The organism is Curtobacterium sp. PhB190 (assembly GCF_004365385.1).
Lineage (GTDB): Bacteria > Actinomycetota > Actinomycetes > Actinomycetales > Microbacteriaceae > Curtobacterium.
This window is the reverse complement of sequence record NZ_SODN01000008.1, coordinates 170,938-183,787: the sequence shown is the minus strand read 5'-3', so window position 1 is coordinate 183,787 and position 12,850 is coordinate 170,938. Positions and strand designations below refer to the sequence as shown.

The 12,850-nt window shown below is 71.8% G+C and carries 11 protein-coding genes; 6 read left to right on the top strand and 5 right to left on the bottom strand.

What is annotated here, in order from left to right; translation table 11 throughout:
* Positions 1-75 precede the first annotated feature (75 nt).
* Complete coding sequence (locus EDF47_RS14800) at positions 76-1,221, top strand: glycosyltransferase (RefSeq protein ID WP_166673241.1); 1,146 nt, start codon at positions 76-78, stop codon at positions 1,219-1,221.
* 78 nt (positions 1,222-1,299) lie between these two features.
* Here EDF47_RS14800 and EDF47_RS14795 read toward each other — a convergent pair whose 3' ends face one another.
* From EDF47_RS14795 to EDF47_RS14790, 3 genes are read right to left on the bottom strand one after another with little or no spacing between them, the layout of a single operon-like run.
* Positions 1,300-2,427, bottom strand: coding sequence for a glycosyltransferase (locus EDF47_RS14795; RefSeq protein WP_131847612.1), 1,128 nt, complete (start codon positions 2,425-2,427; stop codon positions 1,300-1,302).
* The gene (locus EDF47_RS19920; RefSeq protein ID WP_165932426.1) at positions 2,405-3,007 is read right to left on the bottom strand and encodes a low molecular weight phosphatase family protein; all 603 of its coding nucleotides are present in this window, start codon (positions 3,005-3,007) and stop codon (positions 2,405-2,407) included. The genes EDF47_RS14795 and EDF47_RS19920 overlap by 23 nt, the downstream gene beginning before the upstream one ends.
* Positions 3,004-4,338, bottom strand: a complete 1,335-nt coding sequence (locus EDF47_RS14790; protein WP_165932427.1) for a hypothetical protein — start codon at positions 4,336-4,338, stop codon at positions 3,004-3,006. Before EDF47_RS14790 ends, EDF47_RS19920 begins: the two co-directional genes overlap by 4 nt.
* A 91-nt stretch (positions 4,339-4,429) precedes the next feature.
* On the opposite strand from EDF47_RS14790, the gene EDF47_RS14785 reads away from it, so the two are divergent.
* From EDF47_RS14785 to EDF47_RS14770, 4 genes are read left to right on the top strand one after another with little or no spacing between them, the layout of a single operon-like run.
* A complete protein-coding gene (locus tag EDF47_RS14785; protein ID WP_123937411.1) occupies positions 4,430-5,857 on the top strand; it encodes a polysaccharide biosynthesis tyrosine autokinase in 1,428 nt (475 codons plus the stop codon).
* A complete protein-coding gene (locus tag EDF47_RS14780) occupies positions 5,854-6,933 on the top strand; it encodes a polysaccharide pyruvyl transferase family protein (protein ID WP_123937410.1) in 1,080 nt (359 codons plus the stop codon). Before EDF47_RS14785 ends, EDF47_RS14780 begins: the two co-directional genes overlap by 4 nt.
* On the top strand, positions 6,930-7,847 hold the full coding sequence (locus tag EDF47_RS14775) for a glycosyltransferase (RefSeq protein WP_159571017.1): 918 nt from the start codon (positions 6,930-6,932) through the stop codon (positions 7,845-7,847). The genes EDF47_RS14780 and EDF47_RS14775 overlap by 4 nt, the downstream gene beginning before the upstream one ends.
* A 33-nt stretch (positions 7,848-7,880) precedes the next feature.
* On the top strand, positions 7,881-8,777 hold the full coding sequence (locus EDF47_RS14770) for a glycosyltransferase (RefSeq protein ID WP_165932429.1): 897 nt from the start codon (positions 7,881-7,883) through the stop codon (positions 8,775-8,777).
* Here the strand turns inward: EDF47_RS14770 and EDF47_RS14765 are convergent.
* Together EDF47_RS14765 and EDF47_RS14760 are read right to left on the bottom strand one after the other, a co-directional pair.
* Positions 8,750-9,880 (bottom strand): acyltransferase, encoded by a 1,131-nt coding sequence (locus tag EDF47_RS14765; protein ID WP_131881258.1) that lies wholly within the window; start codon positions 9,878-9,880, stop codon positions 8,750-8,752. The genes EDF47_RS14770 and EDF47_RS14765 overlap by 28 nt on opposite strands.
* A complete protein-coding gene (locus tag EDF47_RS14760) occupies positions 9,873-11,549 on the bottom strand; it encodes a glycosyl hydrolase (RefSeq protein ID WP_123937406.1) in 1,677 nt (558 codons plus the stop codon). The genes EDF47_RS14765 and EDF47_RS14760 overlap by 8 nt, the downstream gene beginning before the upstream one ends.
* An 86-nt stretch (positions 11,550-11,635) precedes the next feature.
* On the opposite strand from EDF47_RS14760, the gene EDF47_RS14755 reads away from it, so the two are divergent.
* On the top strand, positions 11,636-12,850 hold the full coding sequence (locus tag EDF47_RS14755) for an ankyrin repeat domain-containing protein (RefSeq protein ID WP_133937495.1): 1,215 nt from the start codon (positions 11,636-11,638) through the stop codon (positions 12,848-12,850).

Here is a 12,850-nt window from a genome sequence, read left to right as displayed (position 1 = left end):
GCGGATGACGCTTGGCACTGTCGCCCCGGTGACGTTTCAATGTCACGCTCTATAGAATACTGGTATTCTAGATGCATGACAACCCGGAACCTCCCGCTCGTCGCCATGCTCACCCACAGCGCAGCACTGTCCGGGGCGGAGCTCCTCGTGGCGCGGGTGGCCGCCGCCCGGGTCGAGACCGAGGTGATCGTCGTCCTCGGTGAACACGGGCCACTCGAGTCCCTGCTCTCCGGGCTCGGCGTCGAGCACGAGGTCGTCGCGCTCGACCCGTCCGTGACCGAGCACGCAGCCGATGCGGCCGGGGGCCTCCTCGCGAAGGGAGTGTCGACACTCCGCTCCACGCGGGCCCTCGCGCGACGGCTCCGCGACCTCGGCGCCGACGTGGTCGTCACACACTCGGCGAAAGCGCACGTGTACGGCGGACTGGCCGGCCGGCTCGCACGCATCCCCGTCGTGGCGTACGTCCACGACGTCGTCGGAGCGGCCGGTGCCTCCCGCGCGAACACCCTGGTACTCCGCGCGGCGCTGACGACGCTCCCCGCAGCCAGAATCGCCAACTCACGGACGACGGCCCGCTCCCTCGGCCGGTCCGGTCCGGCACCCGCGGTGATCGGCTGCCCCGTGGACCTCCCGGACCAGGCCGCCCCGTCGGCACCCGGCCCGTTCACCATCGGCATGGTCGGGCGGCTCACCCGTTGGAAGGGGCAGGAGATCGCTGTCCGCGCCTTCGCCGCGGCCCGCGCGCTCGGTCTCGACCCCGATGCGCGGCTCCGGCTGATCGGCGCGGCGCACTTCGGGACCGACGACCACCACGCCGCCGAGTTGCACACCCTGGTCACGGAGCTGGACCTGACGGCGGTGGTCGAGTTCCGGGGACACCGGCAGGACGTCGATGCCGAGATCAGCGCGTGCGATCTGCTCGTGCACGCCAGCCGCCGCCCGGAGCCGTTCGGGCAGGTGGTCACCGAGGCGATGGCGCTCGGTCGACCGGTCATCGCCGCGGACGCTGGCGGCCCTGCCGAGGTGCTCACGCACGGCGAGGACGGGCTCCTCGTCCGTCCCGGCGACGTCGATGCCCTCGCGCACGCGATCCTCCGGTTGGCCGGTGACGAGCAGGAACGGAACCGACTCGCCCGCAACGGGCGCCACTCCGCCGCGCGCTACGCGACGCCGCACATCGTGGCGCAGATCGAGCGCGTCCTGCTGAGCGCAGCCAGCTAGCGACCGACTGGAGGCCCGGTGCAGGTCCGACGGACCGGCACCGGGCCTCCAGGCGGTCCGGTCCACCCCCGCGGACCCTCAGCCGGTCCGGCCCCCCACCGGGATGCCGGTCCACTCCGCGATCTCGCGCTGGAACCGCTCGGTCGAGAACGCGGCGGCGCGCGCACGACAGGCCGCTGGGTCGAGTCGCACGGCACCGTCGACCGCTGCGGCCAGGGTCGAATCCGCGAGGTCGTGGAGGAGCGTGCCGCTCGTTCCTTCCTGCACCGAGTCGCGAGCCCCGCCCTCGGCGTTCGCGACCACCGGCGTGCCGAGGGCCAGCGCCTCGACGGGCAGGATCCCGAAGTCCTCGACGGGAGGGAACACGTAGACCGCGGCACGCTGCAGGAGCGCCGCGAGCATCGCGTCGGAGGGCGTGCAGACGAAGTGCACCTCGACCCTCGACTCGGCAGCCAGCGCGCGCAGCCGCTCGGCATCCGGACCGTCGCCGGCGAGCACCACCGGACGCCCGGACGCCCGACCGGCATCGATGACGACGTCGAGGCGCTTGTACGGAACGAACCGCGAGGCACCGAGGACGAAGTCGGCAGGCAGCGCCTCGAGGACAGCGCGGTCGCGCTCGTCGAGCACGGACGCCCAGTCGGCGACCGCAGCGAGCCGCTCCACGCCGACCGGCGGGTTGATCACCTGAGCGTCGATGCCCCAGGTGTCGCGGATGCGCTGCTGCACGAAACGACTGTTCGCGGCGACGTGACGGAGCCCCTGGGCGCGACGGCGGTCGACGGAGCGGAGTACCGGCGAACCCGCGCGGGCGAGCATGGTCGATCCGCGGGCATCGAGTTCCGGGTTCCAGAGGTACCGGGCCGGCGTGTGCACGTAGGTGAACTGCCGGTCCGGGGCGACCCCGGTCACACGGGCCTGGTGGGCGAACAGGTGCGAGCTCACGATCGCCCAGTCGTACTCGCCGACGGTGCGCAGGCCGTGACTCCACAGGGCCGGGAGGAACGGCATCGACAGCGCCTTCCTGCCGCGGAGGGGCGACCGCGCCAGGACACTCTCGACCACCCGCCGGTCCGCGTAGCGCCCGGGGGCGTCGTTCCACAGCCCGAACACGTCGGCGGCAGGGTAGGCATCGGCGAATGCGTCGACGACACGCTCGGCGCCGCCCACCGCCTCGATCCACTCATGGACGAGCAGTCCGCGCACGGTCGGCTCCGTTCTGGTCGGCGGCGGCGCGTTCCGCGCACGCCGCGATGGTCGCGATGGCGGAGATCGCCCGCTCGCGCATGGTCAGGAAGTCGTGCTCGTCGCCGCGTACCGGGTCGGCGACGTCGTCGAGCGCCGGGTCGGTCGGGGCCGTCGCGACCCGGAAGCGGGACACGAGGCGCGGGAGTTCCGCCCAGAACCGCTCGTCGACGGCATCGGCGTCCAGCAGGGGGCGGACGAGACGGTCGAACTCCGCCATCGTGAAGGTCCACCGCAGGAGGTGCGGCGCGAGGTCGAGGACCTGCGCTCGGTGCGCGCGCTCAAGCGTGAGCACGAGGTCCCTGTCGCGCAGCACCGCGGCGGTCAGCGGCGTCGAGACGAAGGCGTCCGGGTCGCCGCCGTCCTGTCCGACAGCGGTGGCGGAACGCGGGAACATCGGCGTACCCGCTGTCGCAGCGGTGCCGGCGCTGTCCACGCGGAAGACTCCGGGCAGCACTGCGTCGAGGCGCGCCCGGAGGACGCGTTCGACGTACGGCGAACGGCAGATGTTGCCCTCGCAGACGATGAGGATCGAGATCACTGATGGGCTCCTGTCAGGGTGACGGGTCGTGCACGGGCGGCGTCCGGTCCCGGTTCCGGCGGCTCGGCGACGGGGCGCCAGACGCTCGAGGCACATGCGGCGAGGAGCAGCCAGAGGATCGGCGTCGAGAGGTCCGGGGTGCCGACGAGCTTCGCGACGAGCACCGCGGCGAGCGCGACCGAGGCCGGGACGGTCGCCGGTGACCGCGCCGCGCGCACGAGCACGCCGAGCGCGAAGACGGCGAACGCGATCGTGCCCGGGATCCCGACGCAGGTCAGCAGCGTCATCCCGAAGGACGACGGCCGGTTCGCGCCGAGCCCGGCGCCGATGCCGAGGGTGTCGGCGAGGACCCCCCAGCTGAAGCCGTCCGCGCCGGTCCGGGAGTCGTACGACTGACTGCCGACCTTGTCGTCCACGATCGCCTCGACCGGTGCGGCGAGCTGCGGGCCGGCCGCGAGCAGCACGATCGCGATCGTCAGCCCCCCGAGGACGAACCAGACGGTGCCGCGTCCACCCCGGACGACGTACCGCACGGCGACCACGAGCAGGCCGACGGCGATCACGACGGCGGAGGCGACGACAGCGGTGCCGGACGCCGCCTGCAGGAGGTTCGCGCACGACAACGCACTCGCCGCGGCCCAGATCATCCGCTGCCCGCCGGACGACCGCAGTGCCGTGACGGCGAAGTACGCGGCGGCCGGGAGGGCGAACGCTGCGAGCTCGCTCGGTTCGCTGAAGACCCCCCGCAACCGCTCCCCCGGGAGCGCCCACGCGTAGGCGACCCCCGGCAGCGTGTCCATCAGGGGTGCCAGCACGTCCGCACCTGCCTGCACGAGCACCCCGCGCACGGTGGTCACGACCGTGCCGACGACCAGCGCGATCCGGAGCGCGGTCTCTGCCGCCCCGACGCGGACGAGGTACAGCAACGCGCACACCGCGAGCAACAGGTACCCGAGCTGCGCGAGGTTGCTGATCGAGTAGGTGAGGTACCCGGGGTCCAGCACCTGACCGTCCACACCGCCACGTGGGACGAGGACACGGACGCCGGCGAACATCCAGGGGGCGACGGCGGTGGCGATGGTCGCCCACGCGACGAAGGCTGCGAGCGCGTTCGCCGACCAGTGCGTGGTGCGCAGCGGGCGGGTCCCGAGGAGCGCGATGCCCGACGCGAGCGCCGCAGTCGAGAACAGGGGCACGCCGTTCCCTCCGGCGACGACGGCAGCCGTGTACGGCAGGCCGCCGGCGACGCCGATCACCGCGGGGAGCCACGTCCGACGGGCGATCAGCGCAACGGCGAGCACAGCCGTGAAGACGGCTCCGAGGACCGGCATGATCCCCCTCCATTCCACTGTCGCTTGCGGTGGTATTTCATATCATCTACGATAAGTATCACACATCCGATCGCCTCCCGGAAGGCCCCCAGTGACGCTCTCGCAGTTCCTCGAAGTGATCAGACGGCGATGGATCTCCGCGCTCGCGCTGGTCCTCCTCGCCACGTCGGCTGCCGTCGGCGTCACCCTCGTGCAGGCGCCGGAGTACCGCGCCTCGAGCGAGGTCTTCGTCTCGGTCGCCGCCGGCTCGTCGGTCACCGACCTCAGTCAGGGCAACAACTTCTCGGCGGCGCGCGTGAAGTCGTACACGGCGCTGGCACTGACCCCGCGCGTCCTCGGCGCCGCGGCGAAGCAGCTCGGACTCCCGGCCGGCACCGACCTCTCGAAGGTCGTGACGGCGTCCTCCACTGACGAGACCGTGATCATCTCGCTCAGCGCGACGTCAACGTCGCCGGCCCGTGCGGCGGCGATCGCCAACGCGGTCACCACGCAGCTCGTCGCCGTCGTGGACGAGGTCGAGCGCTCATCGCAGCAGAGCGACCTCGTCCACCTCAGCGTGTTCCAGCAGGCGAAGGCACCGACGATGCCGTTCGCTCCGCGGATCCCGGTCAACCTCGCGATCGGCGTCCTCGCGGGCCTCGCACTCGGTGTTGCGCAGGCAGTCCTCCGCGAGGTCCTCGACACCCGGCTGCGGTCGTTCGACGCGCTCCGGCGCCTCACCACGGCGAGTGTGCTCGGCGAGTTCGGGGTGGACGACACCATCGCGAAACACCCCCTCGTCGCCGTCGACAACCGCTACAGCACCCGGGCCGAGAGCTTCCGGCAGCTGCGGACGCACCTGACGTACACGAACCTCGACGGCGGTCCGCAGAGCATCGTCGTGACGAGCGCGACCCCGGGCGAGGGCAAGTCCTCGACCGCCGTGAACCTCGCGCTCATGCTGGCGCAGAACGGGTCGCGGGTCCTGCTCGTCGACGCCGACCTGCGACGCCCGACGACCGGGACGTACTTGGGGATCGAGAGCCGCGTCGGCCTGTCCACCGTGCTCACCCGACAGGTCGCGCTCGACGATGCCATCCAGGAGGTCGGTGGGGACAACCCCCTGCACGTCCTCGCTGCGGGGCGGGTGCCGCCGAACCCGAGCGAACTCCTGAGCTCCAGCCGGATGGCGGACCTCGTCCGCGAGCTCGAATCCCGCTACGACGTCGTGATCGTCGACGCCCCGCCGCTCCTCCCGGTGACCGACCCCGCCGTCCTCGGCGCCATCTGCTCCGGGGTCCTGCTCGTCGTGAGCGTCAACGGACAGACACGGCGCGCCGACTTCGTCGCGGCCGAGCAGACCCTGCGGCAGGTGGGCGCACGACTGCTCGGGCTCGTGGTGAACCGCCTCCCAGCCCAGCGACGCATGAAGACCTACTACAACTACGAGCCCTCGGCGCCGGTGAGCGAGAGCCCTCGCCGCTCGTCACGCGCACGCAACGACTCGACCGCCACCACCGAACAGAAGGAAACCCGATGACCCGCAGCACACCGCCCCGATCGTTCGTCTACCTCGGCTGGCAGGGGTACGGCAACTTCGGCGACGACCTCCTGCACGAGACCTGGCGTGCCGCGCTCCGTCACCCCTTGGACGTCGAGGCGCCCCTGACCCGGCGGGACTACGCTCGCCGCTCACCGCGCTTCGTTCGCGACCGCGCCCGGCTGATCGGTCGCGAGCGGCTCGTGCTGCTCGGTGGCGGCACGACCGTCGGGTTCGCGTCCTGGGCCGGACACGTCGACCGTGCGACCCGGTACTTCGGCGCGACCGGCACCATCGGACTCGGTCTCGGGGCAGCTGCCGCCGACGACAGCTACTCGCTCGGGACACAACCGCAGCAGTGGGACGCCTGGCGTTCGCTCGACCGGTTCGCGCTGCACGGTGTCCGTGGGCCGCTCACCGAACACGAGGTCACCACGAACCTGTGCCCGGTCGACGTCGTGGGCGATCCGGCGCTGCTCTACCCCGAGCTCGTCCACGTCCAACGCACCGTCCGGCCCGACGGCCGGATCGGCGTCAGCATCGGATCTGATCCGACCACGAGGTTCGACGTCGACACGATCGCCGAGGCGGTCGACCGACACGCGGCCGCGACCGGCACCACCGAGGTCGTCGCGTTCGCGCTGTCCGGGGCCGACCGCATGGCGGCGCACGGGTTGGCCGCCCGCCTGCGCACACCGGCGGTCGTGCACGAGTACATCGACGTCCCGACGACGATGGCCGCCATCGCGGGATGCGACCTGGTCGTGTCCGAACGACTCCACGGCGCCATCGCGGCGGTTTCGCTCGACGTGCCCACTGTCCCGCTGTCGTACGCGTCCAAGTGTGACGACTTCTGGCGCAGTGTCACGGACGGCCCCGCGCCGCTCACGGTGGGCCACGACGTCGACGAGCTCGTCCACGAGATGCAGATCGCCACCCGACACCGTGACGGGATCCGCGCCCGGACGGCCGAGCTCCGGGAGCGGCTGGGCTCCGTCCAGCAGCGCCTCCTCGACTGGCACACCGCAGGCTCGCCGACAGCCGAGCTCTTCGCCCGCACGAAGGCCCACGCGTGAACGCCGACCACCGCTTCCACCTCGTCGTCTCGACGATCCGGACGCCGGACCACCTCGCCCGCTGCCTCGAGACGATCGAGCGCGCCGGGGTGTCGGTGTTCGTCACCGTCGTCGAGCAGCGACCGACTCCGGATGCACTGGCCGTGCTGCAGCCGCTCATCGACGCCGGGCACGCCGAACACGTGCACCAGCCGGACGTCCGTGGCGTCAGCCGGGGCAGGAACGCCGGGATGACTCGACTCCGCGGTGAGGTGATCGCGTTCCCGGACGACGACTGCTGGTACCCCGACGGCGTCCTGGCGACGATCTCGCACCGGTTCGCGACGCAGGGGCTCGACGCGGCCTCGATCCCCTCCCGCGGAAGCGACGAGCAGGGCACGATGCTCCGCTGGCGCCGGCGCCCGGGTGACGTCACGAGTTGGCGGGTGCCGCGGACCGTCGTGAGCTCGGGGATCTTCATGCGTCGCGACGTCCTCGAACGCCTCGGCGATTTCGACGAAGACCTCGGTACGGGCTCCGGAACGCCCTTCGGGGCCGGCGAGGAGACCGACATGGTCCTCCGCGCCCTCGCCTCCGGTGCGCGGATGCGCTACATGCCGGACCTTTCGGTGCGGCACCCGGACTTCCGTGACGCCGGTATGACGACCGAGACCCTCGCGAAGGTCCGCCGGTACAACCGCGGCTTCGGTCGGGTCCTCCGCAAGCACGGTCTGTACGGGCAGGCCGCGTACTGGATCGGTCGCGGCCTGGTCGGGACCGTCGTCCGGACCGTCCGTGGCGACCGCGACGGAGCGCGCTTCCAGCACACGCAGATGAGCGCTCGGTTGCAGGGATGGCGGGGCCGGGACGACGAGGGCCGGGTGTACCCGGCCTGTGGAACCGTGGTATTTCGTCCACAACATACCGAGAAGTAGGATCCCGACGAGATGCGCCACGACACTGGCCCGATGCACCATCGATTCCACTTGATCATCGCCACGAACCGGCCGCCCGAGTACCTCGACCGAGCGATCCGGTCGATCCAAGCCGAGCCGTACCGGGTCTTCCTCTCGGTCGTCGCGCAGCGCCCGGTCCCCGAAGTACCCGACCGGCTCGCGGCGATGATCCGGGACGGCGACGGTGAGTACATCCACCAGCCCGGCGCCAGCGGTGTGAGTACCGCCCGGAACGCTGGGATGCGAACGCTCCGCGCTGACCTCGTCGGGTTCCCGGACGACGACTGCTGGTACCCGACCGGCGTGCTGTCCGCGATCGATGCCCGGTTCAGCAGGGTGGACGAAGAACCCCGGCTCGGCGGTTTGTGCATCCCGACGAAGGACGCGACCGGCCGAGGCACCATGCTCCGGTGGCTCGGGCGATCCCGACGGATCCGGGTGCGGGACGTCCCGCGCACCGTCATCTGCTCCGGGGTGTTCTTCCGGCGAGAGGTCCTCGACGACATCGGGGACTTCGACGACACGCTCGGGTCGGGTGTGGAGCCCTTCGGCTCCGGCGAGGAGAACGACCTGGTCATGCGCGCGGTCGAGGCCGGGGTGCGGGTCGACTTCGACGCGGACCTGCACGTGCACCACGGCGACTTCCGCGACGACGGACCCACCACCGCGGTCCTCGCAAAGGTCAGGCGGTACAACCGCGGGTTCGGGCGAGTGCTCCGGAAGCACGGTTGCTGGGGGCAGGCGAGCTACTGGGTCAGCCGATCGGTGGTCGCGCTCGTGATCGCTCGCGTCCGGCGCGACGCCGCCGCGGTCGAGCAACAGCACGCCCAGCTCGCCGGGCGGTGGCAGGGGTGGTTCGGCCGCGATGACGCCGGGCACCGTCACCCCGTGCACCCACGCACGCGCTGAGGTGCGCCGGCCGCGGGACGGGTCGTGGGGTGTCTGCCCCACGACCGTGTCGCGCGGAGCACCGGCCGCTCGAGCAGGTACCACGATGCCGAGGCCACACCGATGCCCACCAGAGCGAGCCCCAGGCGCACCACACCGGTGGACGGGTCACCCCCGGGCTCGATTCGGAGCAGCGGGTAGTGCCACAAGTAGAGCCCGTACGAGATGGTCCCGAACCAGCGAGCGATCGCCAGGTCGAGCGCGGGAGCACCACCGAGCGCCCCTGCGACGACGACGAGCGCTGCGACCGCCACCGCTGCCGTCTCGACCCAGCGAGCCGCACCGGGCAGGGACCCGACCGTGATCGGCAGCGTGCACGCCGACAGCACCACGAGCAGTGTCGCGCCCACGCCGCCGACCCCGAGCACGACGGCGCTCGGACGTCCGGTCCGCAAGTCGATCTGACCGAGACCGCGGAGACTGCCCGTGCGCACGGCGAACGCGGCGAGCGCACCCACGAGCAGGGCGGCGGCGCTCGTGTCGAGCCCGTACGCCAGGCGGTCGTACGGCAGCACGACCGTGCCGACGACCCGCCAGGTGACCGCAGCACCGACGAGTCCGCAGAGCGCGACCACGGCAACGCGGGGCCGAGTGCGGGCGAGGACGCCGAGCAGGATGAGGACGAGGGGCCAGACGAGGTAGAACTGCTCTTCGACGGCGAGCGACCAGGTGTGCTCGAACGGTCCGAGCTCGACGCCGAGCACCCGGGCGTGGTTGCCCGTGTAGGACCCGACGGTGGCGAGGACGCGGGGCAGATCACCGCGGATCGGGTCTGCCAGCACGATCACCGCGACGGTCACCACCACCAGGACGGCCGTCCACGCCGGGAGCAGCCGTGCCGCGCGGCGGAGCCAGAACCGGCCGAGGTGGATCTGCCCGGCACGCTCGGCCTCGTCGAGGAGCGCCCGGGTGATCACGAAGCCGGAGAGCACGAAGAAGGTCGTCACCCCGACGACCCCGCCGTAGGGGACGACCGACTCTGCGGTGTGCGACGCGACGACGAGCAGGACCGCGAGGCCGCGGAGCCCGTCGAGTTGCGTGAGGCGGTCCGCCGGTTCACCCATTCCAGACCACGAACCGGGGCTTCCACGTCGCCGACATCGCGAGCTTGCCACCGGTTCCCCGGACGGCTTTCGTGCCCCCGTAGGCGTCGACGATGGTGCCGTCGCCGGGCAGACCCACACTGATGGGCAGTTCGTCGAACCGGTCAGCGGTCTGCCACACGACCCGCACCGAGCGTGTGCCGTCGGCCGAGACGAACCGGGCTTCGCGCACGGCACCCGTCACGAACTGACCGGCGAACCGCATGCCGGCGAGCTGGCGCTGCATCGTCGCGTACGCAGCGGCAGCGGGCTTCGGCTCGTACGCGCGGCTCGGCGCGTCGACGAGCCCGAAGGTCCTGGCACTGCCGTCCGGATCAGGTTGGTCCGGGGCGGCCATCTCGAACGAGAACACCCGCTCGACGCCGTACTGCGCGGCGAGCACGTGGGTCCGGACCAGGAACGCCGCCTGGTCGTCCTCGGAGACCCAGCCTGGCCTGCCGTTCGGGGTCGGCCATCCGACCTCGGTGATCCAGATCGGCAACGGTTCGCCGTTCGCACGGGGGTACTTCGCCGCTTTGTCCCGGAGCCAACGAAGCGCGTTCTCGATGCACGGGTTCGTCGCGACACAGTGCTCCGGCGCGTACGGCTGGTTGTACGGGTGCACGCTGATCGCATCGATGTGGTCGGCACCACCGAGCCGGAACCACTCGTCGAGCCAGCGGAGTTCGCCCGACGACACGGCGTTCTCGGCCGGCCCGACGATCCGTGCATCCGGGTCGACGCTCCTGATCGTCGCGGCCGTGACCCGTGACAGCGCGATGTACGCGGCAGGGTCGGCGGAACGGGTGCCGTGGGTGTTCGTCCACTCGTTCCAGATCTCGAACGAGCGGTCGGCGTCCGGGTACCGGTCGCGCATGTGCGTCACCGCCTCGGACACGAACCGGCGCCAGGCTGCTGTCTGCGCCGGGTCCGAGACGTCCGGCGGGGTCATCGCGCCGCCGGTGTACGCCATGTGACCGTAGTCGAGGACGAACAGCGGAGCGACGCCACGGTCGCGCACGATGGGGTCCACTCGCGCATCAGTGCTGCGGAAGTCGAACACGCCCGGCACCTTCTCGACGGTGGACCACTGCAGGTCCTGGCGGAAGCCCGCGGCGCCCAGCCCGTCGAGTGTCGGGAGCGCCGCGGCGACCGGCCCGGGCGAGCCGTTCATCGTGACGTTGAAGAAGGCGTCACGGTGCTCGACGCCCGGCGTCCGGACGAACCGGAAGGACGTCTCGGGCAGAGCGGGGCCGTGCGCCGTCACGCGGTACGTGCCCGCGTTGAGACGTCGAGTCGGACGGATCTCCGCTCGTCCGGAGGAACCGACGACGGCGTCGCCGGCTTCGACGAGCACGCCTCTGGCGTCGGTGATCCGCCAGCCCACGTCCGCGAGCGCCGGTGTCCCCGCGGCACCGACTGCGAACGTGACCGGTTGATCCGGTGCGAAGAGACCGTTGGCCGACATCGGCTGGATCGTCGGTCGAGCGGTCGCCGTCGATGCTCCGGCGGCGTGGGCCGGCTGCCGCACAGTCGCTTCGGCGAACAGCAGCAGGGTCGTCGCCGCGGCGAGGACGACGACGCCGGAGGCTCTCCTGCGGGGACGGGTCGCGGGAGGTCGAGAGTCGGACGGGACGTGGGTCGATGGCATCCCACCACGCTCGCCCGGTGCCGGTGCTGACGCCAAACATGTTGAATGACGCCGAGTTCGGAAGTGGCGTCAACTAGTGTCGGGCCGTGCGATGGAGTCGAGTGAACTGGCCGTCCGTGGGCTACGTCTCCCTCGAGGACTTCGACGGGCAGCGGGAACACGTCGCCCGCGTGCTCGAGGACGCTCCCCCGGCCGTCGCCGCACTCCTGACCGTCAAGTGGACGGACTCCCGCATCGCACGATGGGACGTCGAGCACCCGGATCTCGCGCACCCGGACCTCGCGCACCCGGACGACGAGGACGACGACGACACCGCGACGACGGTCGACCTGCCCGGGCACGGTGTCCCCGACCCGGTCGTCGTGCACACCGAGGTCATCGTCCGCAACGACGAGGTGCTCGACACCCCCGACGGCCTGTGGCGCCGGTGGAACCACGCCAGGGTCACGCTCCGACTCCGCGACGCCGTGGTGGACCCACCCCACACCGACCCCGCAGCACTGCTCGCCGGGGACGCCCACGTCGTGCGCGGTGAGCTCGAGTACCTGCACGAGCTCGACCAGTGGGAGCTCCGCCTGCTCGTCTCCCCCGTCGGCGAGGTGGCGATCCGCTTCCGGGGCGTCCGGGTCGCGATCCGCAGCGTGCCCGAGTCCGTCTACACGGAGCTCGACGCACGGCCAGCGCGCGGCTGGCACGGTCCGGTGCCGGACGGCTGGGTCGAGTACGCCACCGAGGTGGTGCGTGCCGCCGCGTACGGCGACCTGGGCGGACTGCACCTGGCCGACGACGCGAGTGACGTCGACGACGTCGACCCGCGCTGGGGCTTCGCCCCGCTGCACGCCGCCGCGTGGTTCGACCGGCCCGAGATGCTCGAGGAGCTCCTGCGTCGCGGCGCGTCGCTGCAGCTCACCGACACCGAGGGGCGGACGCCGCTGACGCTGGCGATCGACCGCGATGCACGTCGGGCGATCGACGTGCTCGTGGCTGCGGGCGCCGACCTGGAGGCCCGGGACACCGACGGCAACACCCCGATCGTCCGCGCCGCGTGGGGTGGCCACGGTGCGATCGTGCGGTCGCTCGCCGCCGCGGGTGCGGACGCCAGGGCGCTCGGCTCACGGGGCGCGTCCCTGCTGATCGCCGCGGTCGACTCCGGTGGCCTGGACACGGTGCGGTCCGTGCTCGCCCTGGACGTCGACGTGAACGCCGAGGACGACGAGGGCTCGACCGCCACCGCTCGCGCAGAACTGCTCCGCGACCGAGCGGTCGCGGAGCAGTTGGCGCACTACTACTCGGGGAGCTGA

Excerpts from the sequence above, each read along its gene's own strand:
- EDF47_RS14800 (WP_166673241.1), top strand. The coding sequence starts at position 76 with ATGACAACCCGGAACCTCCCGCTCGTCGCCATGCTCACCCACAGCGCA.
- EDF47_RS14790 (WP_165932427.1), bottom strand. The coding sequence starts at position 4,338 with ATGCCGGTCCTCGGAGCCGTCTTCACGGCTGTGCTCGCCGTTGCGCTG.
- EDF47_RS14770 (WP_165932429.1), top strand. The coding sequence starts at position 7,881 with ATGCACCATCGATTCCACTTGATCATCGCCACGAACCGGCCGCCCGAG.
- EDF47_RS14765 (WP_131881258.1), bottom strand. The coding sequence starts at position 9,880 with ATGGGTGAACCGGCGGACCGCCTCACGCAACTCGACGGGCTCCGCGGC.
- EDF47_RS14780 (WP_123937410.1), top strand. The coding sequence starts at position 5,854 with ATGACCCGCAGCACACCGCCCCGATCGTTCGTCTACCTCGGCTGGCAG.
- EDF47_RS14760 (WP_123937406.1), bottom strand. The coding sequence starts at position 11,549 with ATGCCATCGACCCACGTCCCGTCCGACTCTCGACCTCCCGCGACCCGT.